Consider the following 21457-nt stretch of genomic DNA (forward strand, 5'->3'; position numbering starts at 1 on the left):
AAAAAGAGGGGGATAAATTGGCAACTATAAGAGAGACACTTGAAGAAATATCAAGATTAGATGGTGTGCAAGTTACGGTTTTGGTTAGTGACGATGGTTTAGTTATCGAAAGTGTAGGTAGAAATGGTTCAAATGCGGAACCGCTTGCGGCTGTTGCATCAGGAAGTTTAAGGGCATCAGAAATGATAGGGACAGAACTCGCAAAAGGAAGTACAAGAGAAATGGTTATTATATTTGAAGATGGAGCAGTATTCATAGTTCCAGTAGAAGGGAAACCTGCCATTCTCGTTGTAGTATCGAATAAAAGTGCTAATTTAGGTAAGATTAGAATAGGAATTAAAAAAGGAGTATTTCAATTGGCAAGAATAATATAATTTTTAATTATATTGAATTAGGAGGGAACAATCTTGAGAAAAAAGATTATTGCGGCTAACTGGAAGATGTACAAAACTTGTACAGAGACAGAAAGTTTTATTGCTGAATTTAAAAATTTAGCAGGAAATTATGAAGAAAAGGAAGTAGTTATTTGTCCACCTTTTACTTCATTGTTTGTTGCCCAAAACTTACTTAAGGATACACCATTTAAACTTGGGGCCCAAAATATGTTTTGGGAAAAAGAAGGTGCATATACAGGGGAAATATCTCCGGTAATGTTGAAGGATTTAAATTGTGAATATGTTATAATAGGTCATTCTGAGAGAAGGCAATATTTTTGTGAAACCAATGAAAATATAAATAAGAAAATAAAAACTGCTTTTAATTGGGGACTTACACCCATATTTTGTGTTGGTGAAAAATGGGAAGAGAGAGAAAAAGGTAAAACTGAAGACGTAATAAGAGAACAAGTAACTAAAGGATTAGAAGGACTTCCAATGGAAAATGTTGAAAAGATAGTTATTGCTTACGAACCAGTATGGGCAATTGGTACTGGTCATTCTGCAAAAGGAGAAGATGCAAATGAGGTTGCAAAATTGATAAGGGATATTATATCAACCCTATATAATAGTGACATTGCTAATAAAGTTAGAATACAATATGGGGGAAGCGTGAATCCTCAAAACATAGTAGAGTTTTTAAGCCAGTCTGAAATTGATGGAGCCCTCGTTGGAGGAGCAAGCTTAAAACCTCAATCTTTTTGGGAAATTGTAAAATCATAGGAGAGGTGTAATAAAAATGCAAGTATTATTGTATATAATTCACTTTTTAGTATCTTTGGGAATGATAGTAGTAATTCTTTTCCAATCAGAAGTTGGAGAAGGACTTGGCTTTATAGGGGGAGGAGAAACTACTTTTTATAAGGCCAAGCGTAAGATGGAGAAAGGATTAAAACAAGCGACTGTAGTTTTAGCTCTATTGTTTATGGTAACATCTGTTCTTATTTTTGTTCTCCATTAAATAAATACATGGGAGGTGCTCTAAAATGAGGAAAATTTTTTGGTTCTTTTTGTTAGTTTTTTTAATTTTTTCCATGATAGGTTTATCTGTAGCCCAAACACCACAATATGGTGGTGTTCTTAAGAGAAGTTTAGTAAATGATCCACCAACTCTTGATCCGGCGATGATAACTGATACTGCCTCAGATGAGGTGGCAAGGCAAATTTTTGATGGATTAGTAGAATATGATCCCAATGGAAAAGTTGTTGGTTCAATTGCAAAAAGATGGACTATATCAAAAGATGGAACAGTTTACACTTTCTATTTAAACAACAACGTATATTTCCATAACGGAAGAAATGTAACTGCTGAAGATTTTGTGTATTCCATAAAGAGAGTGATGGATCCAAAGACAGCATCCCCAAGAGCAAGTTTTGCAGAGCCAATCAAAGATGTAGTAGCAAAAGATAAATATACTTTAGTAATAACCCTCAAAAGACCCTTTGCTCCTTTCCTTTCTACGTTGACTTATTCATGTTTTTGGGTTGTCCCTAAGGAAGAAGTTGAAAAACTTGGAAAAGATTTTGCTACAAAACCAATTGGTACTGGGGCTTTTATGTTTGATGAGTGGAAGCATGATGTGAAGATTAGATTAAAGGCTAACCCCAATTATTTCCGTGGGCGTCCATATGTGGATGCTATAGAGTGGGTAATAATTCCAGATGAAAATGTTGACTTCATGAATTTTGAAAAAGGACAGCTTGATATTACTGGAATACCTGATCCAGAATGGGATAGGGTAAGTAATGATCCCAAGTATAAACCATATATTCTAGAAAAACCAATAATTGGTATATATTATTTAGGATTTAATGTACAAAAGAAACCCCTTGATAATAAATATCTCAGACAAGCAATTGCAAGAGCTATTAATAAAGAAGGTATAGTAAAAGTTATAAGAAGAGGAAGAGCACAAGTTGCTTATACTATTCTTCCTCCATCTATGCCAGGTTTTAGTAAAGAAAATTATAATTGGGCAAAAGAGAAGCTAAGTTATAATGTAGAAGAAGCCAAAAAACTACTTGCAAAGGCTGGATACCCTAATGGAAAAGGGCTTCCAGAGATAACGATTTATTACAATACAAGCGTTTCACATAAGAGGATTATGGAAGCAATACAAGCAGATCTTCAAAAGATAGGAATAAATGCAAAATTACAAAATTATGATTGGGCAGTATATTTAGATCTCCTTGACAAGGGTGAGCTTCCTGTATATAGACTTGGATGGGTAGCGGATTATATTGATCCTGACAATTTCTTATGGGTTCTTTTCAATTCAAGTAATTTTGGGCCTGAAGGTAACCATAGTTTTTATAAAAATTATAAGGTTGATGAATATACCAACAAGGCAAGAATCGAAACTTTATGGAGTGTGAGAGTAAAATATTATAACATGGCAGAAAGAATAATATTAGAGGATTGTCCAATTGTTCCAATTTATTATTATGTATCTCAAGTAATATATCAACCATGGGTCCATGGATTATACTTAGATCCTCTAACAGGTCTTTCTGGAGTAAGATATAGGGTAGTGTGGATGGATAAGAAATAAGTAGAATTTAAAGAGGAAGAGGGTTCTGCTCCTCTTCCTCTTTTTTCAAGAAAGGAGGAAAGAAGTGCTAAGATACATAATAAGAAGACTTCTACAAGCAATACCAGTTTTTATAGGAGTTACACTTATTACTTTTATTTTGTTTTTTATTGCACCTGGCGATCCAGCACGATTAATTGCAGGGCAAAGAGCTGATACTGAGACATTAGCTAGAATACGTTCCACATGGGGGCTTGATAAGCCTCTGCCTATTCAATATTTACTTTTTTTGGGAAGAATTGTAAGGTTTGATTTTGGTCGATCGTTTAAAACAAATATTCCTGTTATAGTATCTATTGGAGAAAGATTACAAGCAACTGCAATTCTTGCTCTTTTTGCCTTTCTTATAGCAATTTTAATAGGAGTCACTGCTGGTATTATTTCTGCTGTAAAACAATATTCTATTTTTGATTATTCTGCAATGGTTATTGCTCTCTTGGGAGTTTCAGCTCCAGTTTATTGGGTGGGAATAATTCTTCTATTAATATTTGGTTTTAACTTAGGATGGTTGCCTTTAGGAGGATATGTAACAGAATATGGATTGAAGGCTGTTATTCTTCCTGCAATAACTCTTGGAACAAGACCCGCGGCTTACTTTGCTCGTCTTTCTAGATCTTCCATGTTAGAAGTAATTAGACAGGAATATATATTAACTGCAAGAGCAAAGGGAGTTTCTGAAAGAAAGATAATTTTTAAACATGCATTAAGAAATGCCCTTATTCCTGTTGTTACGTATGCAGGAATGGTGGTTGGCGATCTCCTTACAGGAGCAGTTTTAACAGAGACAATTTTTGCTTGGCCTGGAATAGGAAGATTAGTTGTTCAATCAATTTTTGATAGGGATTTACCAGTTTTGCAGGGTGGTGTTATTGTCATAGCTTTTATATACATTCTTGCTAACCTTGTAGTTGATCTTTCCTATGCACTTATAGATCCAAGAATTAGATATGAGTAATGATATTTATTGGGGGTAAAAAGTATTATGACAATGAAAACAGAAAATTTGTTGCAAAGTAGAAAGCCAAGAAGCTTATGGAGAATTGCTTGGAAAAGGCTTGCAAAGAATAAATTAGCTCTTTTAGGGCTTGGAATAGTTATTTTTTTTGTAATTGTAGCTGTTTTGGCTCCTTATATTGCTCCATACCCATGGAATGAAGTGGATTTATCGAGAGCTCTTCAACCTCCAAGCTGGAGACATCTCTTAGGGACAGACGAATTTGGAAGAGATATATTCAGCCGGATTATATATGGTACACGTGTATCATTACAGTTTGCATTTTTTGCTCAGTTAATATCCATATCTATAGGCACAGTATTAGGACTTATTGCAGGCTTTTATGGGGGTTGGGTTGATGATCTTATAATGAGAATAGTGGAAATTCTTTTTGCTTTTCCATTTTTATTATTTGTTATTGCAGTAGTATCAACCTTAGGACCTGGAATACAAAATCTTTATTTAGCAGTAGCATTAATTGGTTGGGCTGGTGTTTCCCGTATAATTAGGGGGCAAGTTTTGAGTTTAAGGGAGAGGGATTTTATAGCCGGTGCTATAGCTATTGGTGCTTCTACTTGGAGAATATTGTTTAGACACATATTGCCTAACGCACTTTCTCCACTTATAATAGAAGCTACCTTAGGGATGGGTGGAATGATTATGTTAGAGGCTGGTTTGTCTTTTTTGGGTCTTGGTGTACAAGCTCCAACTCCGAGCTGGGGTTCTATGGTACAAGCAGGACTTGCATATCTAAGGAGTTGTTGGTGGTATCCTATAGCTCCCGGTGTTGTCATAATGATAGTAGTTTTTGGATTTAATCTATTAGGGGATGGTTTGAGAGATGCGTTGGATCCAAGACTTTATATCTAAAAAAGAAAAAAATAAGCAAAAATATTATACAGAAATAGGGTGGATCGAAGTTTCACCAAATGCCATAGCTTCTATTGCAAGTATGGCAACTATACAAAGTTATGGTGTAGTAGGTATGGCTGCAAGAAATATAGCAGATGGAATTTCTGAATTATTAAGATTGGAAGAGGTTAATAGGGGTGTCGATGTTGAGATTGATGAGAATGGAATAAAAATAAATCTTTATATTATTGTAGCATATGGTGTCAGGATTCCTGAGGTTGCCCATAATATTATGGAAAGAGTTAAATGGAATCTTGAAAAGGTAACTGGTTTATCAGTTAAAGAAATAAATGTTAATGTGTGGGGAATAAGACTTCAAGAAGAAAAGGAGCCATTTCCTTGGGAAGAGATATGATGAGAGTAGAAAATATTGATTCAGATCTTTTGATAAAGCTTTTTGAATACGCAACTTACGAATTAAAGAAACATAGAGAAGAGATAGATTTACTTAATGTTTTTCCAGTACCCGATGGTGATACAGGTACAAATATGTTATATACTCTTCAATCTACTTTAGATGAAATTAGAAAAGTTAAAAATAAAACTATAAGGACAATAGCAGAAGCTGCAATAAAAGGTTCATTAATGGGAGCTCGTGGGAATTCTGGGGTTATTCTTTCACAAATAATAAGAGGCTTCTGTGAGGTAATGAGAGAAAATGAGTATATTGATGCAAAAGTATGGATTAAAAGTTGGCAAAATGCCACAAGAGTCGCATATAGAGCAGTAATAAAACCAACAGAAGGAACTATATTGACAGTATTAAGAGAAGGGGTAAAAGAAGGGGTAATTGCTTCAAGAGAAACGAATGACATTACATTAATTATGGAAAGAATGTTAAATAAAGCTAAAGAATCTTTAGCAAACACTCCTAATCTTCTTCCTATTTTGAAGGAAGCAAAAGTTGTAGATGCTGGAGGACAGGGACTTGTATGGATATGGACAGGATTCTATGAGGTTCTTAGGGGGATAGAAATTTTCATAGAAAAACCGATGAAGGAGAAAGAGGAAAAGATAGAAGTAAAGGAAAGACCGGAAAAAGAGGTTCTTGAAAGTTATGTAATTACTTATCAATATTGTACAGAATTTATAATAAATTCTTCTGAAAATACAGATTTCAGTGGTTTCAAGAAATGGTTAGAGAGTCAAGGTGATAGTATTGTTACTTCTGAGGCTCCTGGACTTTTGAAGATTCATATTCATACTAATCATCCTGGTCTTGTTTTAGAAAAAGCCTTGGAATTAGGTTCGCTTTCGAGAATAAAGATCGACAATATGGCAGAACAACATGAAGAAAGATTAAAAGAAGAGATAAATAGAGATAGTATAACTCCATTAAAAGAGATAGGATTTGTTGCAGTTTCTTGGGGCGAAGGGATTAATGAAATATTTAAAGGATTAGGAGTAGATATTATTGTAAATGGAGGTCAGACTTTAAATCCTAGCGTAGAAGTACTTTCAAATGCAGTAGAAAAAGTAAGAGCCAAAAAAGTATTTGTTTTACCAAATAATAAAAATGTTATATTAGCAGCAAAACAGCTGGAAAATATACATAAAGAAAGAGTTGTAATTATTCTCACAAAGCACGTTTTAGAAGGAATAAGAGCTCTTTATGAATATAACCCAAGAGATACATGGGAAATTCTAAAAGAGAAAATGGAAAAAAGTATTGAAAAAATTAAAATTGGAGAAATAACAAGGGCTGTAAAAGATTCATCTTATAATGGATTAAAGATTGAAGAAGGAGATATTATTGGATTAACGAATGATGAGGTAAAAGTAGCTGGTAAAAATATAGAGACTGTATGTTTAGATCTTCTTTCGCTTCTTGTTGATGGAGACTCAGAGGTTATTTCTGTTTTTTATGGAAAAGATGTATCTAAGGAAGAAGCAGAGAAATTAGTTAATAAATTAAATAACCAATATCCTTCATTATCAATTGAACTCCTTTATGGTGGTCAACCCTATTATTTTTATTATTTAGGTGTTGAATAGTTGGTAATGCAAGAAAAAGTGAAGATTATTAAAGGACTAAAATCGGTCCTTGAAAAAGAAATTTCTTCAGGATATTCAAATAAAGCTATTAAATATGGCTTAGAGAAGACTGTAAGTGTGGCTATTAATCAATTTCCTATCTGGAATGGTTTCTGGACTCAAAAGGTATTAGATTTAGTGAAATATTATGATATAAAACCTTTGGATGAAAGAAAGATAGTGGTGGATAAAGTATATGAAATAATTGATAAAGCTATAGTATTCTACTCATCTGAAGATTTTTGGAATAGATCGATACAATATATAAAAGGTATTGGTCCTAAAAAAGCAAAATTGTTTGAGAAACTTGAAATTAAAACTCTTCATGATCTTATAACTTATTATCCCAGAGACTATGATGATAGATCTAAGTTAAAAAAGATTTCAGAATTAAAACAGAACGAAAAGGTTACTGTTAAAGTTAAAATAATCGAATATGAGGAAGGAAAAACACTATATAAGAAAATCCCTATTGTAAAGGCAAGAGTGGTAGATAACTCAGGAGTAGCTTTTGCTGTCTGGTATAATCAAAAATATATTAAACAAGTTTTACCACCTGGGACTCAAGTTCTTTTATCTGGAATACCAGAAAGGGTTTTGGGTCATTGGGAATTTGAAAATCCGGAATATGAGATATTGGAAGAAGAAGAAAAAGAATTGATTCATGTGGGAAGAATTGTTCCCATATATTCATCAACTGCTGGACTTTCTCAAAAAGTAATTAGAAAAATAATTTATGACGCTTTAACAGAATATACAATGTTTATAGAAGATCCTATACCTCAAAGTTTAAAACAGAAATATAATCTTTTAGATAAGCCAGTAAGTGTTTGGGAAAAACATTTTCCAACTTCCTTTCTTACCTTGGGAAGTGCTACAAAAAGGCTTCTTTTTGAAGAACTTTTCTTTATGCAGTTATTATTAATTAGGAAAAAGCAAGAGATAGAACAACTTAAGGCTCCTATCTTTAAAACGGAAAACACTTTAGTTGAGAAATTTATCTCTAAATTACCCTTTGAACTTACAAATGCACAAAAAAGAGTTTGGGAGGAGATTAAAAATGATCTTTCATCTGGAAGACCAATGCATAGATTGTTACAAGGAGATGTGGGTTCTGGAAAAACTATTATAGCAGTCCTTTCTATAATATGTGCCTATGAAAACGGATATCAGTCTGCTTTTATGGTTCCTACAGAAATTTTGGCAGAGCAACATTACAATAGATTGAGGGAATATCTTGAACCTTTAGAAATTAGAGTTGGTCTTCTTACAAGTAGTGTATCTAAAAAGGAAAAAAATAGAATTTATACCGATCTTGCTGAAGGTCGATTATTTGTAGTTGTAGGTACTCACGCATTAATTGAGGAGGATGTTAAATTTAGTAAATTGGGATTAGTAATTATAGATGAACAACATAGATTTGGAGTAACTCAAAGATCTATACTTTGGAAAAAAGGAGAAAATCCTCATCTTTTAGTTATGACCGCAACTCCTATTCCGAGAACTTTAGCTATTGTTTTATACGGAGAGCTTGACGTTTCAGTAATTGATGAATTACCTCCTGGTAGGAAACCTGTAATAACATATCTTGTTTCTAAGAGAGATAGAAAAAAGATCTATGATTTTGTAGCTAAGGAAATAATGCAGGGTAAACAGGCATTTGTTGTATGTCCTTTGATAGAGGAATCGGAAAAATTAGAGGTGGAATCTGCAAAAAAGTTATTTGAAGAGCTTCAAAAGTATTACTCTCATATTCCTATGGGACTTATCCATGGTTTAGTTCCTAGGGATGAAAGAAATATGATAATGGAAAAATTCAGAAAAGGAGAAATAAAAATGTTGGTAGCAACAACAGTGATAGAGGTGGGTGTAGATGTACCAAATGCTTCTATAATGGTTATCGAAGATGCTCATAGGTTTGGTCTTGCCCAACTCCACCAATTGCGAGGTAGGGTTGGTAGAGGATCAGTGCAGTCTTATTGTTTTTTAATAGCTAATACTAATACTGAAGAGGCCAAAAGAAGATTAAAAGTAATGGTAGAGACAAATGATGGTTTTAAGATAGCAAGTGAGGATCTTAATATTAGGGGTCCTGGTGAATTTTTTGGAGTAAGACAACATGGAGCACCTTCAATGAAAATTTTAAATGTGAATCTATCAGATTTATCTCAAAATATGAGACTTTTAGAAATAGCAAGAGAAGAGGCTATTTCTGTTATAAAAAATGAAATCGAAGTGAAAGATAATGAAAAACTAATTCTTGAAAAACATCTTTCAGTGAATATTCCTTATAAGGAGAAGGGAATTGTCCTCTGAAGTAAGAATTTCTGGTGGATATTTGAAGGGTCAGACCATAAAGACTCTTAAAAAGGGGAATTATAGAATTACAATGGAACAAGTGAGGAGTTCTATTTTTAATATTTTAGATGAAAAAATAAAAGATTGTAGCTTTTTGGATTTATTTGCTGGATCGGGAATTGTGGGAATAGAAGCCTTAAGTTATGGGGCGAAAAAAGTAGTATTTGTTGAAAAACATCTACCTGCTGTAAGATTAATGAGAGAAAATTTAAAAAAATTCGGATTAGAGAATAGGACAGAAGTTCATCTTGATGATGTTTTTACATTTCTTAGAAAAAATCCTCATGAAACTTTTGATATTATTTTTGCAGATCCACCTTACGAATTAGGAGAAAAGATGAAAGATGTGGTAAAATACATAGGAGATAATAAATGGCTTAAAAAGGATGGCATGTTAATAATAGAACATCACAAAAAAACAGAACTTTTAAAAGAATATAGTAGTTTGGTATTAATTTTTAATAAAAATTATGGAGAAACAGTATTATCCTTTTACGGTTGTAAAGGAGTAAATACATGATTAGAGCAGTATATCCAGGAAGTTTCGATCCTGTTACCAATGGTCATATAGATATAATACAGAGAGGGGCTAAGATATATGATGAGGTTATTGTTTTAGTGGCTGAAAATATATCTAAGATACCTCTTTTTACTTTAGAAGAAAGATTAAGCATGCTGAGAGAAAGTCTACAACATATTCCTAATGTTAAAGTAGACTCTTTTAAAGGTTTGTTAGTGGATTATATTAAAAAAATAGATGTGAGGATAATAATAAGAGGGTTGAGGGCTGTTTCAGATTTTGAATATGAATTTCAACAAGCATTGACCAACAAAAAACTTTATCCTGAATGTGAGACGGTATTTTTAATTAGTGATATTAAATATACTTTTTTAAGTTCAAGTATGGTAAAAGAAATAGCCAAATTTGGTGGGTGTGTGGAGGATTTGGTTCCAGAATGTGTGGCTAAAAAACTTTGTGAAAAATTTAATGTAAAAAGATAAGTATGGATATTGATAAATTATTGGAAAACTTAGAAAAACTTAAAAGTATCTTAGAAAATTCACCTACTGTTCCTGTCTGGGATAAAGTTATTCTTGATAAAGAGAAGCTTTTAGAACTTATTAGTGATCTTGAGAAAAGTATACCTGCCGAATTTTCAGAAGCCAAAAAAATAGTAGAAGAAAGGGATAAAATTCTCAAAAGAGCTTATGAGGATGCAGAAGATATTATAAGAAACGCAAAGGAAAAGGCTAAGCTTCTTGTCAGTAGCAATAATATTACCATAGAAGCTCAAAAAGAAGCTGAGAAAATTATAAATAATGCTAAGAAAGAGGCAACTGAAATTAAAAAGGAGATGGAAGGTTATATTAATAATCTTTTGAATAAGGTTGAAAATTTACTGGAAAGAGAAATAGAGTTAATAAGAAAGTGCAAATCAGAACTATAATTATACTACTCTTATTTATAGTTTTTATCTTAGAAATAGTATCCCAATTTTACGTTTACTTTTATGATGGTTTTTGTATGAATATAAAAGAGATTTTAGAAAATCTGCCTCAACATTTTCCTGATAATTTTTATGTAATACTCTTAAAGGAAGAAAAACCTCATTTTTATAATTTTATCTTTCTCTTTTTAAAGGGTCATTTGTATTTAAAGGACAATCTAACCAATGTGAAAATGAAAAGCTTTCATGGATATAAAACAAGAAAAGATATATACATATATGGAAAATCTTCTGATATTATTTTAAATCTTGCTTTCTGGAGTTTTGAGAAAAAATTGAGTTTTCCAAAAAACCTAAAGATTTCAGGAACAGGAGAGATTTCTAATAATGGAGAGATCAATCCTGTACTTGGGTTAGATTTAAAATTAAAGGTAGCTAAGAGAAACGGAATCAATGTTATGTTTTTACCTTTTTCTCAAAGAAAAGATAGAGGTTATGATGGAATTTTGTATATATATCCTAAGGATTATGATGATGCAAAAAGAAACTTATTGATGTTTGTATTACCTAAGGTTGGCATAACTGAATAATTTATGTTAAAATATAACTAACCTATAGTGATGGGTTACCATTGCTATAGGCGATTTTTTGAAATAAAAAAGGAGGTAAAAAATGGCTTTAACAAAAGAAGAAAAAAGAAAAATTATTGAAAAATTTAGATTGAATGAGAATGATTCTGGTTCACCAGAGGTACAAATTGCTTTGCTTACTGAAAGGATAAAGAGGCTTACTGAACATTTGAAGGTTCATAAAAAGGATTACCATTCTCGTGTTGGTCTTTTAAAGATGATAGGAAGAAGAAGAAAATTATTAAAATATCTTCAAGAGAAAGATTTTGAAAGATATAAGAAACTAATACAAGAATTAGGTTTGAGAAAGTAAGGTTATGCGGCAAGTTTATACATTTACTAAAGAATATGCAGGAAAACCTTTAAAAATAGAAGTTGGTAAGGTTGCTTGGCAAGCGACAGGAGCAGTTCTTGTACAATATGGAGAAACCACTGTTTTAGTTACTGTTGTAGCTTCAGAAGAAAGTAAAGAAGATGTTGATTTCTTTCCACTAACAGTTGAGTATGTAGAAAGATTATATGCTGCAGGCAAAATTCCAGGAGGTTTTTTCAAGAGGGAAGGTAAGCCTACAGAGCCGGAAATTCTTTTTGCTCGTTTGATAGATCGTCCTTTAAGACCCTTATTTGCTAAAGATTTTAGAAATGAAGTACAAGTTATAGTAACTGTACTTTCTTATGATAACGAAAATTCTACAGATATACCATCAATCATTGGTGCTTCTTCCGCAATAATACTCTCAGGACTTCCATTTAAGGGTCCAGTAGGAGCGGTTAGAATTGGTTGGGATGGTAATAATTGGTATATAAATCCATCTATTTCTTTATCAAAGGATTTGCTTTTAGATTTAGTTGTGGCTGGCACTAAAGATGCTGTTCTTATGATAGAAGGAGGTGGCAAGGAAGTACCTGAAGAGATTTTCTTAGAAGCTATAGTTAAAGCTCATGAAGCATTACAAGATTCTATAAGCTTTCAAGAAGAAATTATCTCTACAGTAAATCCTAATCCCTTTTCTTATAATCCATTTGTAGTCGATGAAAGACTAAAGCAAGCAGTTCTTGATTTCGTAACCTTAGATAAAATCAAAGATGCGATATTTACACCCAGTAAATCGGAAAGACAGAAATCCTTAGAGGATCTAAAGAAAAAAGCTCTTGATTATTTGAAACCTATCTATGGAGAAGTAAAAGCACAAATAGATGAAATTATAAATGAAGAAGCAAAAGCAATATTAAAGAAAGTTATATTGGAGGAAAAGAGAAGAGTTGATGGAAGAGAACTTGATGAGTTAAGACCAATAAGTTGTGAAGTAGGAGTACTTAGTAGAGTCCATGGATCAGCCTTGTTCCAGAGAGGGGAAACGCAAGTTCTTTCTGTAGTAACCTTAGGTGCAGGAGAAGAACAGATAATTGAAAGTGTAATAGAGAATGAGCCTAAAAGATATATTCATCATTATAATTTTCCACCCTTCTCAGTAGGAGAAGCAAAACCCTTAAGAGGGCCAAAGAGAAGGGAAATTGGGCATGGTGCTCTTGCTGAGAGAGCTTTACTCCCACTTATACCCAAGGAGGAAGAATTTCCATATACTATTAGGGTTGTATCAGAAGTCTTAAGTTCTAATGGTTCAACTTCTATGGCTAGTGTTTGTGGTAGTAGTTTATCTTTAATGGATGCTGGAGTTTCTATAAAAACACATGTGGCTGGTGTGGCTATGGGATTAATAAAAGATGGTGATAGGTATGAAATATTGACTGATATTCAAGGTCTTGAGGATGCTTTAGGTGGTATGGATTTCAAAATAGCTGGTACACGTAATGGTATAACAGCAGTACAACTTGATATAAAGGTAGATGGTCTTACTTTTGATATTATCGAGAAAACCTTGAGGCAAGCTAAAGAAGCAAGAACCAAAATTATTGAAATAATGGAAAAAACTATTCCTGAACCAAGACCTCAAATATCACCTTATGCTCCTCGTATCATGGTATTAGAGATCAATCCTAATAAAATTGGAGATCTTATTGGGCCGAGTGGTAAGAATATAAAGAAGATCATAGAAGAGACAAATACTACTATAAATATAAAACCTGAAGGATTAGTCTACATTTCAGCTCCCAATCAGGAATCAGCAGAAAAAGCAGCTAAAATGGTACAAAATTATACTAGAGAGATAAAAGAAGGAGATGTGTTCTTAGGCAAAGTTGTAAGAGTTACAGATTATGGAGTATTTGTAGAAATATTACCTGGAAAAATAGGACTTCTTCATATATCAAAGTTTAAAACTACAAAAAGCGGTAAAAGTGAGGTAAGAGAAGAGATTAATTTAGGAGATGAGATATTGATTAAGGTTGATTCTATTGATCCAATGGGTAGAATCAGTCTGAGCAGAAAAGATCTATAACTCATGTTAAAAGGATGCAAGTTACTGAAATAGAGTTTGAAAATGGTCTAAAGATAATTCATGATTTTAATCCAGGCAGAAAAACCGTGAATGTTGTAGTAGCAGTAAAGGTAGGAACCCGTGATGAAGATAAAAAAGAGCATGGCTTAGCTCATTTCGTAGAACATTTACTCTTCAAAAACAATTCTGCCCGGAAAATTGATGACATTCACGAAGAAATAGATCGCTTAGGCGGAGAGTTGGACGCCTTCACCACAAGGGAAACTACCTATTTCACGTTAAAGATTTTAGGATATCATTTTACAAGAGGAGTTAAACTTCTCAGTGATATTATATTAAAACCTGATTTTACTGAGGAAGAAATAGAGTTAGAAAAAATGGTAGTTAAAGAAGAGATAAAAATGTATAGAGATTCACCTGAAGAATTAGTCTTTGACAATTTTCTGAAGGCATCTTGGGATGGTCATCCACTGGTAAAAGAAATTCTTGGGACTGAAAAAAAAGTGTCAAGTTATAATAAAGATCTTATTGTCTCTTTTTATAAAAAACATTATGTACCAAATAAGTTCATTATTGGCATAAGTGGTAATATCCCTACAAAGAGAGTTGAAGAAACTTTCAGAAACTTTTTTATTTTTAATGAGTCAAATATCAACAATGTAAATAAAAAAATCTCTTCTAAACCACCTGTTTTTAAACCTAAAAATATTTTTCTAAGAAGAAATTTTGAGCAAATTCAATTGATATGGGGAACTGAAGGATACCCACCTGGTCATGAAAAAAGAGAAGCTTTGTCTCTCCTTTCTGTATCATTAGGGGGTGGAATAAGTTCAAGATTATTTAGAGAATTAAGAGATAAACGCGGTTTAGTTTATAATATTGAGACCCAACTTATTACCTTTAGGGATGCATCTCTTTTCGGTATATATACGGCTACTTCTCCTAATTCATTTTTAGAAACCTTTAAAACTCTATCAGAAGAAAAGAAAAAACTTTTAAAATATGGAATAAAGAGAGAGGAATTAGATCTTGCAAAGAAACAAATCATAAATAATATACTTATGGCTATCGAAAGTCCAACGCAGAGACTTTTTTATTTAATAGACTCTTATCTAGTATATGGAGGAGTTTTTCCTTGGATTGAAAAGATTAAAAAGATAAGAAAGATAAAAATAGATGATGTTAATGATACTATAATGGATATCTTTAACAAGCCTTTCTCTTTAGCAGTAATAGGTACTTTAGATTCTCAAATAAAAAATTTTTTAAAAGGGGAGAGAGTATTATGATAAAAGTGGTTCTATTTGGCGCTTGTGGTAAGATGGGAAAAGTTATTGGAAAGGCAATAGTTGATGCAGATGATATGTTACTTGTAGGTGCAATAGATCCTAAATTTACTGGGGAAAACTATGGAAAAATTATAGGTACTGATAAAATTTCTTTAGATGTGTTAGGATCAATTGATGAAGTAAAGGATGATTTTGATGTAGGAGTAGATTTCACAACAGCAGAAGCAGCTTATGATAACATAAAGAAGGTTTTGTTGAAAGGTAAAAGAATGGTTGTGGGAACAACAGGACTTCCTAAAGAAAGTATAGAAGAGATAAAGAATTTAGCTAAAGGAAATAAGACTTCGATATTGATTGCACCTAATTTTGCTCTCGGTGCAGTTCTTATGATGCAGATTGCAAAACAAATAGTAAAGTATTTTCCTGATGTAGAAATTATAGAATTGCATCATAATGAGAAGATAGATGCTCCTTCAGGAACAGCTTTATTAACTGCCGAACTTCTTTCTCAAGAGATGAAAAAATATAATCTAACTCATAAAGATGCTACAAAGATTGAAAAACTCCCTGGATCGAGAGGGGGGAAAGTAGAAAGTATAAATATTCATAGTATAAGACTTCCTGGACTTGTAGCTCATCAGGAAATTATATTTGGAGGTATAGGGCAAACCCTTTCTATCAGGCATGATGCTTTGAGTAGAGAGTGTTATATTCCTGGTGTCCTTATGGCTTTAAGAGAGATTGTAAAAAGAGATGGTTTCTTTTATGGATTAGAAAGCTTTTTAGAATAGAGGGGAGGTAAAGCTTATGATTCATTTTGGTTCATTAATTACTGCTATGATAACACCTTTCGGTAACGATGATGAAATAAACTGGAAAGAAGTAGATAGAATAGTAGATAAGCTTTTAGAGGATGGCAGTGATAGCATTCTTGTATCTGGTACTACAGGCGAAGCTCCAACATTGTCTAAGAAGGAAAAATTAGAACTTTTTGCACGAATAAAAGAAAGAGTAGGAAACAAAGCTAAAGTAATTGCAGGAACAACTACTTATTGTACAAAAGAATCGATAGAACTTACAAAGGAAGCAGAAAAAATTGGGGTAGATGGTATTTTAGCTACTGCACCATATTATAATAGACCACCTCAAGATGGATTGTATTTACATTTTGCAAAAATAGCATCTGAAACATCACTACCAATCATTGTTTATAATATCCCATCCAGAACAGCAGTTAATGTTCTTCCTGAAACATTAAAAAGATTAGCCAATGATTACTCTAATATTGTGGGTGTTAAGGAAGCAAGCGGTGATATGAATCAAATTTCTACTATAAGAAGAATTCTACCACACCCCTTCTTACTATATAGTGGAGATGACTCTATGACTTTACCTCTTTTAAGTGTGGGGGGAGATGGGGTGATAAGTGTAGCATCCCATATTGTAGGAAAAGAAATAAAAGAAATGATAAATAGCTATTTTAAAGGTGATGTAAATAGAGCATCTGAATTACATCTGAAACTTTTACCTATATTTAGGGTACTTTTTGTAACCACCAATCCTATACCTTTGAAAGAGGCATTAAATTTATTAGGGTATAATGTAGGTAAATGTAGACTTCCACTAAACCCTATAGATGCGAAAAGTAGAGCTGATCTTATAAGAGTATTGAAAGAGTATGGATTTGAAGTAAATGAAGGATAAGTTGAAGATTATACCTCTTGGAGGATTTGGAGAAATTGGGAAAAATATGTTGGCTATCCAATACCAGGATAGTATTTTGGTTGTAGATGCAGGGTTAATGTTTCCTGATGGTGACATGTTAGGTATTGATTTCATAATACCAGATATCTCATATTTGGTCTCTAATAAAGAGAAAGTTAAAGCTATTTTTGTAACTCATGGACATGAAGATCACGTAGGAGCTTTACCATATATTTTAAAAGATATAAATGTGCCTATTTACGGAACTTCTTTGACCCTGGGACTTATAGAGAGAAAACTGGAAGAATTTGGGTATAAGGCAACCCTGAAGAGGATTGTACCTGGAGAGTCTATAGAAATATCACCCTTTATAATTGAAACTTTCAGGCAAACCCATAGTATACCAGATACTGTTGGACTTGCTATTAATACACCAGTAGGATTAGTAGTTATAAGTGGAGATTTTAAACTTGATCAGAATCCCATAGATGGTATAACTCCTGATTTTAAAAAGATGGCTGAACTTGCCGGAAGAGGTGTTCTTGCCCTTTTTTGTGATACTACAAATATTGAACAACCGGGTACAACTCCTTCTGAAAGTCTTGTTAAAAGCACTTTTGAAAATATATTTGCATCTACGAAAAGTAGGATTTTTCTTGTTACTTTTGCTTCTAACTTTCATAGAATACAACAAGCTATAAATATGGCTCATAAATTTGGTAGAAAAGTAGCTATTGCTGGTAAAAGCTTAATAAACAATATAGAAGTAGGGAAGAAATTAGGATACTTAGATATACCAGATAATCTTATTATGAATATTAGAGAGGTAAATAATCTTCCTCCTGAAAAGGTGTTGGTACTTTCCACTGGAAGTCAAGGAGAAACTTATTCTGCATTATCACTTCTTACTAATCATTCCTATAAACAACTTTCTTTGCAACCTGGAGATACTGTTATTCTTGCTACAAAGCCTATACCAGGAAACGAAGTAATTGTGTATAGATTGGTAGATCAGCTTTTTAGAAAAGGGATTGAGGTAATATATGGAAAAGATGCAGGAGTACATGTATCAGGTCATGCTGCTCAGGAAGAGATAAAGCTTTTAATAAATATTCTAAAACCTAAATATCTTATACCCTATCATGGAGAATATAGGCATTTAGTATTACTTAAAAAGTTAGGTAAAGATTTAGGTTTCTCTGAAGATAGAATAATTCTGATGGAAGATGGTGATGTTTTAGAATTAGATCAACAAACAGCTAAAATAGTTGATCATATAGAACTTTCTAATGTTTATGTGGATGGGTTAAGTGTGGGAGATGTTGGAAATATTGTTCTTAGAGAAAGAAGAGCATTAGCAGAAGATGGAGTATTAGTAATAGGTGTTTTATTAGATAGTGCTACTGGGTTAATTCTTGAAGGACCTGAGATAATATCTAAGGGTTTCATATTTATGAAGGAATCTGAAGAATTAATAGAAGAAGCTAAAGAGGTCGTTAGAGAATTATTTAAGAAGAAAATTAAAAATGGTAATGTAAGTAAGGAAGTATTAGTAAAGACCTATCTGGAAAACTTTTTTAATGAAGAAATAAGAAGAAAGCCTGTAATAATTCCTTTAGTATGGGAAATATAGTTATGGAGAAACATAGGCTTATAGGAATAATTGTCTTCTCTATTGTTATATTTATCTTTATGGCTTGGTTATTTCCTGATGCAAGCGGTCGTTTAGGGAAAACTATAATAGACTTTTTAACTTGTGTTTTTGGTATATACCTAATTCCTTTGTTTCTTTATCTAACAAGTATTTCATTTCTGCTCATTAAAAAGGACTATCAACCAAATATTTTAAAGGCTTTATTGTTTTATTTTTTATCTTTATTGCTTCTAATTTCGATCTTGATACATATTTTTAATCTTCAAGATCATGGTAAATTTATTGGAAGATTATCTTTTAACATATATCAATATGTGGGAATAGGTGGATACATACTATTAACTTTGTTTTTTACTTTTTTAGGATTTCTCTTTTATCCATCCTTTGAAATTTTTAATAAAAAAAAGACTCTTTCAAAGGAAGAAAAAGTAGTAAAAAGAAAGAAAGAAGGAAAGATTGATAGGATACAAAATAGAGAGCAAGCCAAATTTATAAATACTTCTCAAAAACCTGTTACTAAAGAATTTTCTATCCCTCTAAATATTCTTTCCTATTCTGCTCAAAAAAATGATGAGGAAAACTATGAAAAAATGGCTCGTAGTTTGGAGGAAACTCTTAAAAGCTTTAAAATAGAAGCTAAGGTTAAAGACTGGAATATTGGACCTTCTGTTGTGAGATATAATATATCTATACCTCCTGGAGTTAGAGTAAGTAGAATTTTGAGTCTTTCTAATGATTTAGCTTTAGCTCTTGCAGTACCAAGTGTAAGATTTGAGGCTCCAGTTCCCGGTGAATCAGTTATAGGAATTGAAATTCCAAGAAGCAAGCCAGTTAAAGTATATTTGAGGGAAATCTTAGAGAGTGATGTTTTTAAAAAATCTGTTCATCCATTAACTATAGCTCTTGGAAAGGATTTGATTGGAAATATAAAAGTTGGTAACCTTGCAGAAATGCTCCATCTTTTGATTGCTGGTACTACAGGTTCTGGTAAGAGTATGTTTATTAATTCTTTAATTTTAAGTCTTTTATACAAAAATTCCCCTGAAAATTTGAGTCTCATTCTTATAGATCCAAAAAGAGTAGAATTATCAATGTATAATAAACTATTAGGTAAATATATGAGACACAAAGTTGTGGTTGAACCTAAAAAAGCTGTTTATGCGTTAAGATGGGCAGTTTCAGAGATGGAAAGGAGATACGAGGTATTTGAAAAATTGGAAGTAAGAAACATAGATGAATATAAAAATCTTTCTCAAATAGAAGAAAATTTACCCTATATAGTAATCATTATAGATGAATTGAATGATCTTATGATGATAGCTCCAAAGGAAATTGAGGATTTAATATGTAGAATAGCTCAAAAAGCAAGAGCTGCTGGTATGCATTTAGTGGTTGCTACTCAGAGACCCTCTACAGATGTAATAACAGGCCTTATAAAGGCTAACATTCCTTCTCGTATTGCTTTTGCGGTATCATCACAAATAGATTCAAGAATAATATTGGATGATGCAGGTGCTGAAAAACTTATAGGAAGGGGAGATATGCTATTTCATCCAATAACAAGCAGTCATCCTATAAGGCTCCAAGCACCTTATGTGGAAGACAAAGATATCAAAAATGTGGTATCATATATCGTAGAAAATTTTGGAAATTTAAATTATGATATTATTACCTTTGAAGAGAAAGAAGAGACAGAAGGAAAAGAGATTGAGGAATTTGGAGATCCACTTCTACCAAAAGTTATAGAACTTTTGAAGGGAAAAAAAGTAATTTCTACATCTTATATTCAAAGAAAATTTAGTATAGGTTATAATAGGGCAGCAAGAATATTAGATATATTAGAAGAAAAGGGTTATGTAGCATCACAAGGAGAGGGGAAACCAAGAAGAGTATTAAGGGGAGGTGATGACATCTAGTAAGATTAAGAATTTAGAATTTTAAGGGGTTGTTTGTTTTAGAAAATTTTCTCAATGGAGGAGGTTTAAATTATTATGCGTAAGTTTTTAATTACCTTTTTAGTTCTTTCTCTTATCCTATTTTCTTCTTTAGGATTTTCTGCAAAAACTATTAGAGTTGGTATAGTATATGATGTAGGTGGTAGAGGAGATAAATCTTTTAATGATGCTGCATATAATGGATTGCAAAGAGCGATTAGGGTACTTAAAGTGGAAGGAAAGGATTTAGAACCTGGTCCTGGAGGGGCGAATAGGGAAGAACTATTAAGGACCCTTGCTGAACAAAACTATGACTTAGTTATTGGTGTAGGTTTTCTTTTCACTGATGCTATTATGGCAGTAGCTAAAGATTTTCCAAAAGTAAAGTTTGCCATAGTAGATGGGGTTATAGAGGGACTTCCTAATGTTTCTTCTTTAGTATTTAATGAGCATGAAGGATCCTTCTTAGTAGGTGTTATTGCAGGTTTAATGACTAAGAGTAATATTATTGGGTTTGTAGGTGGAATGGATATTCCCTTAATACACAAGTTTGAAGTTGGGTATAAAGCTGGAGCATTATATGTTAATCCGAAAGTAAAGGTATTGATAAATTATATTGGTGTAACAGGAGATGCATTTAAAGATCCAGTGAAAGGTAAAGAATTAGCCTTGGCACAATATAAACAAGGAGCTGACATAATTTATCATGCTTCTGGGGCATCTGGAGAAGGAGTATTTGAGGCAGCAAAAGAAACTAAGAAATATGCTATTGGAGTAGATTCTCCTCAATCTTGGATTATGCCCGATAGGATTATTACAAGTATGTTAAAGAGGGTAGATGTAGCAGTTTATGAAACCATAAAAGATGTAAAGGAAGGAAAATTTAAACCGGGAATTAGAGTTTTTGGTGCAGCAAATGGTGGGGTTGATTATGAAAAAACAAAACTTCTTCCTTTAGGTGTAATTTCAAAAGTTGAACAAGTTAAAAAAGATATAATATTAGGAAAAATCGTAGTTCCATATGATGGTAAGACCTTCGAACAATTTAAAGCAAAATATCTAAAGTAAAAATATAAT

The 21457-nt window shown here is 32.6% G+C and carries 21 protein-coding genes; all 21 read left to right on the top strand.

Annotated features, from left to right (window positions below; translation table 11 throughout):
- The first annotated feature begins 17 nt into the window (after positions 1-17).
- The 21 genes from ACY3JM_RS06090 (at position 18) to ACY3JM_RS06190 (ending at position 21448) form a co-directional block, all read left to right on the top strand.
- Positions 18-374 (top strand): roadblock/LC7 domain-containing protein, encoded by a 357-nt coding sequence (locus ACY3JM_RS06090; RefSeq protein ID WP_463082095.1) that lies wholly within the window; start codon positions 18-20, stop codon positions 372-374.
- Positions 375-407: 33 nt separating this feature from the next.
- Positions 408-1157 carry a triose-phosphate isomerase gene (gene tpiA, locus ACY3JM_RS06095; RefSeq protein ID WP_463082094.1) on the top strand — a complete coding sequence of 250 codons (750 nt, stop codon included), beginning with the start codon at positions 408-410 and terminating at the stop codon, positions 1155-1157.
- A gap of 16 nt (positions 1158-1173) precedes the next feature.
- Positions 1174-1395: a preprotein translocase subunit SecG gene (gene secG / locus ACY3JM_RS06100; protein ID WP_463082093.1), complete on the top strand. Its 222-nt coding sequence runs from the start codon at positions 1174-1176 to the stop codon at positions 1393-1395.
- A 25-nt stretch (positions 1396-1420) separates the two neighbouring features.
- Entirely contained in the window at positions 1421-2986 is a 1566-nt protein-coding gene (locus tag ACY3JM_RS06105; protein WP_463082092.1) for an ABC transporter substrate-binding protein, read from the top strand.
- A 64-nt stretch (positions 2987-3050) separates the two neighbouring features.
- On the top strand, positions 3051-3980 hold the full coding sequence (locus ACY3JM_RS06110; RefSeq protein WP_463082091.1) for an ABC transporter permease: 930 nt from the start codon (positions 3051-3053) through the stop codon (positions 3978-3980).
- A gap of 27 nt (positions 3981-4007) precedes the next feature.
- Positions 4008-4889 (top strand): ABC transporter permease, encoded by an 882-nt coding sequence (locus ACY3JM_RS06115; RefSeq protein ID WP_463082090.1) that lies wholly within the window; start codon positions 4008-4010, stop codon positions 4887-4889.
- Positions 4861-5286: an Asp23/Gls24 family envelope stress response protein gene (locus ACY3JM_RS06120; RefSeq protein WP_463082089.1), complete on the top strand. Its 426-nt coding sequence runs from the start codon at positions 4861-4863 to the stop codon at positions 5284-5286. The genes ACY3JM_RS06115 and ACY3JM_RS06120 overlap by 29 nt, the downstream gene beginning before the upstream one ends.
- Positions 5283-6926: a DAK2 domain-containing protein gene (locus ACY3JM_RS06125; protein WP_463082088.1), complete on the top strand. Its 1644-nt coding sequence runs from the start codon at positions 5283-5285 to the stop codon at positions 6924-6926. The genes ACY3JM_RS06120 and ACY3JM_RS06125 overlap by 4 nt, the downstream gene beginning before the upstream one ends.
- Positions 6927-6932: 6 nt before the next feature.
- On the top strand, positions 6933-9281 hold the full coding sequence (recG, locus tag ACY3JM_RS06130; protein ID WP_463111140.1) for an ATP-dependent DNA helicase RecG: 2349 nt from the start codon (positions 6933-6935) through the stop codon (positions 9279-9281).
- Positions 9271-9843, top strand: a complete 573-nt coding sequence (gene rsmD / locus ACY3JM_RS06135; RefSeq protein WP_463082086.1) for a 16S rRNA (guanine(966)-N(2))-methyltransferase RsmD — start codon at positions 9271-9273, stop codon at positions 9841-9843. Before recG ends, rsmD begins: the two co-directional genes overlap by 11 nt.
- Positions 9840-10325: a pantetheine-phosphate adenylyltransferase gene (gene coaD / locus ACY3JM_RS06140; RefSeq protein ID WP_463111141.1), complete on the top strand. Its 486-nt coding sequence runs from the start codon at positions 9840-9842 to the stop codon at positions 10323-10325. The genes rsmD and coaD overlap by 4 nt, the downstream gene beginning before the upstream one ends.
- 2 nt (positions 10326-10327) lie before the next feature.
- Positions 10328-10771, top strand: a complete 444-nt coding sequence (locus ACY3JM_RS06145) for an ATPase (protein ID WP_463082084.1) — start codon at positions 10328-10330, stop codon at positions 10769-10771.
- Between the two features lie 77 nt (positions 10772-10848).
- Positions 10849-11361: a S16 family serine protease gene (locus ACY3JM_RS06150; RefSeq protein ID WP_463111142.1), complete on the top strand. Its 513-nt coding sequence runs from the start codon at positions 10849-10851 to the stop codon at positions 11359-11361.
- An 82-nt stretch (positions 11362-11443) separates the two neighbouring features.
- Entirely contained in the window at positions 11444-11713 is a 270-nt protein-coding gene (rpsO, locus tag ACY3JM_RS06155) for a 30S ribosomal protein S15 (protein ID WP_463082082.1), read from the top strand.
- 4 nt (positions 11714-11717) lie between these two features.
- Positions 11718-13799 carry a polyribonucleotide nucleotidyltransferase gene (locus tag ACY3JM_RS06160; protein WP_463082081.1) on the top strand — a complete coding sequence of 694 codons (2082 nt, stop codon included), beginning with the start codon at positions 11718-11720 and terminating at the stop codon, positions 13797-13799.
- 14 nt (positions 13800-13813) lie between these two features.
- Positions 13814-15088: a M16 family metallopeptidase gene (locus ACY3JM_RS06165; RefSeq protein WP_463082080.1), complete on the top strand. Its 1275-nt coding sequence runs from the start codon at positions 13814-13816 to the stop codon at positions 15086-15088.
- Positions 15085-15879 carry a 4-hydroxy-tetrahydrodipicolinate reductase gene (gene dapB, locus ACY3JM_RS06170; RefSeq protein ID WP_463111143.1) on the top strand — a complete coding sequence of 265 codons (795 nt, stop codon included), beginning with the start codon at positions 15085-15087 and terminating at the stop codon, positions 15877-15879. Before ACY3JM_RS06165 ends, dapB begins: the two co-directional genes overlap by 4 nt.
- A gap of 16 nt (positions 15880-15895) precedes the next feature.
- Positions 15896-16792 carry a 4-hydroxy-tetrahydrodipicolinate synthase gene (dapA, locus tag ACY3JM_RS06175; RefSeq protein WP_463111144.1) on the top strand — a complete coding sequence of 299 codons (897 nt, stop codon included), beginning with the start codon at positions 15896-15898 and terminating at the stop codon, positions 16790-16792.
- Complete coding sequence (locus ACY3JM_RS06180) at positions 16782-18425, top strand: ribonuclease J (protein WP_463082077.1); 1644 nt, start codon at positions 16782-16784, stop codon at positions 18423-18425. Before dapA ends, ACY3JM_RS06180 begins: the two co-directional genes overlap by 11 nt.
- Before the next feature lie 2 nt (positions 18426-18427).
- The gene (locus ACY3JM_RS06185; RefSeq protein ID WP_463111145.1) at positions 18428-20362 is read left to right on the top strand and encodes a DNA translocase FtsK; all 1935 of its coding nucleotides are present in this window, start codon (positions 18428-18430) and stop codon (positions 20360-20362) included.
- 75 nt (positions 20363-20437) lie between these two features.
- A complete protein-coding gene (locus tag ACY3JM_RS06190) occupies positions 20438-21448 on the top strand; it encodes a BMP family lipoprotein (RefSeq protein ID WP_463082075.1) in 1011 nt (336 codons plus the stop codon).
- Positions 21449-21457 lie beyond the last annotated feature (9 nt).

It is taken from the genome of Dictyoglomus sp. SSW (genome assembly GCF_055181335.1).

Coding starts and splice junctions, on each gene's coding strand:
- ACY3JM_RS06120 (WP_463082089.1), top strand. CDS start 4,861: ATGCGTTGGATCCAAGACTTTATATCTAAAAAAGAAAAAAATAAGCAA.
- ACY3JM_RS06125 (WP_463082088.1), top strand. CDS start 5,283: ATGATGAGAGTAGAAAATATTGATTCAGATCTTTTGATAAAGCTTTTT.
- ACY3JM_RS06165 (WP_463082080.1), top strand. CDS start 13,814: ATGCAAGTTACTGAAATAGAGTTTGAAAATGGTCTAAAGATAATTCAT.
- ACY3JM_RS06190 (WP_463082075.1), top strand. CDS start 20,438: ATGCGTAAGTTTTTAATTACCTTTTTAGTTCTTTCTCTTATCCTATTT.
- secG (WP_463082093.1), top strand. CDS start 1,174: ATGCAAGTATTATTGTATATAATTCACTTTTTAGTATCTTTGGGAATG.
- ACY3JM_RS06185 (WP_463111145.1), top strand. CDS start 18,428: ATGGAGAAACATAGGCTTATAGGAATAATTGTCTTCTCTATTGTTATA.
- rpsO (WP_463082082.1), top strand. CDS start 11,444: ATGGCTTTAACAAAAGAAGAAAAAAGAAAAATTATTGAAAAATTTAGA.
- ACY3JM_RS06145 (WP_463082084.1), top strand. CDS start 10,328: ATGGATATTGATAAATTATTGGAAAACTTAGAAAAACTTAAAAGTATC.
- ACY3JM_RS06180 (WP_463082077.1), top strand. CDS start 16,782: ATGAAGGATAAGTTGAAGATTATACCTCTTGGAGGATTTGGAGAAATT.
- dapB (WP_463111143.1), top strand. CDS start 15,085: ATGATAAAAGTGGTTCTATTTGGCGCTTGTGGTAAGATGGGAAAAGTT.
- recG (WP_463111140.1), top strand. CDS start 6,933: ATGCAAGAAAAAGTGAAGATTATTAAAGGACTAAAATCGGTCCTTGAA.
- ACY3JM_RS06105 (WP_463082092.1), top strand. CDS start 1,421: ATGAGGAAAATTTTTTGGTTCTTTTTGTTAGTTTTTTTAATTTTTTCC.
- ACY3JM_RS06160 (WP_463082081.1), top strand. CDS start 11,718: ATGCGGCAAGTTTATACATTTACTAAAGAATATGCAGGAAAACCTTTA.
- coaD (WP_463111141.1), top strand. CDS start 9,840: ATGATTAGAGCAGTATATCCAGGAAGTTTCGATCCTGTTACCAATGGT.
- ACY3JM_RS06115 (WP_463082090.1), top strand. CDS start 4,008: ATGACAATGAAAACAGAAAATTTGTTGCAAAGTAGAAAGCCAAGAAGC.
- dapA (WP_463111144.1), top strand. CDS start 15,896: ATGATTCATTTTGGTTCATTAATTACTGCTATGATAACACCTTTCGGT.
- ACY3JM_RS06150 (WP_463111142.1), top strand. CDS start 10,849: ATGAATATAAAAGAGATTTTAGAAAATCTGCCTCAACATTTTCCTGAT.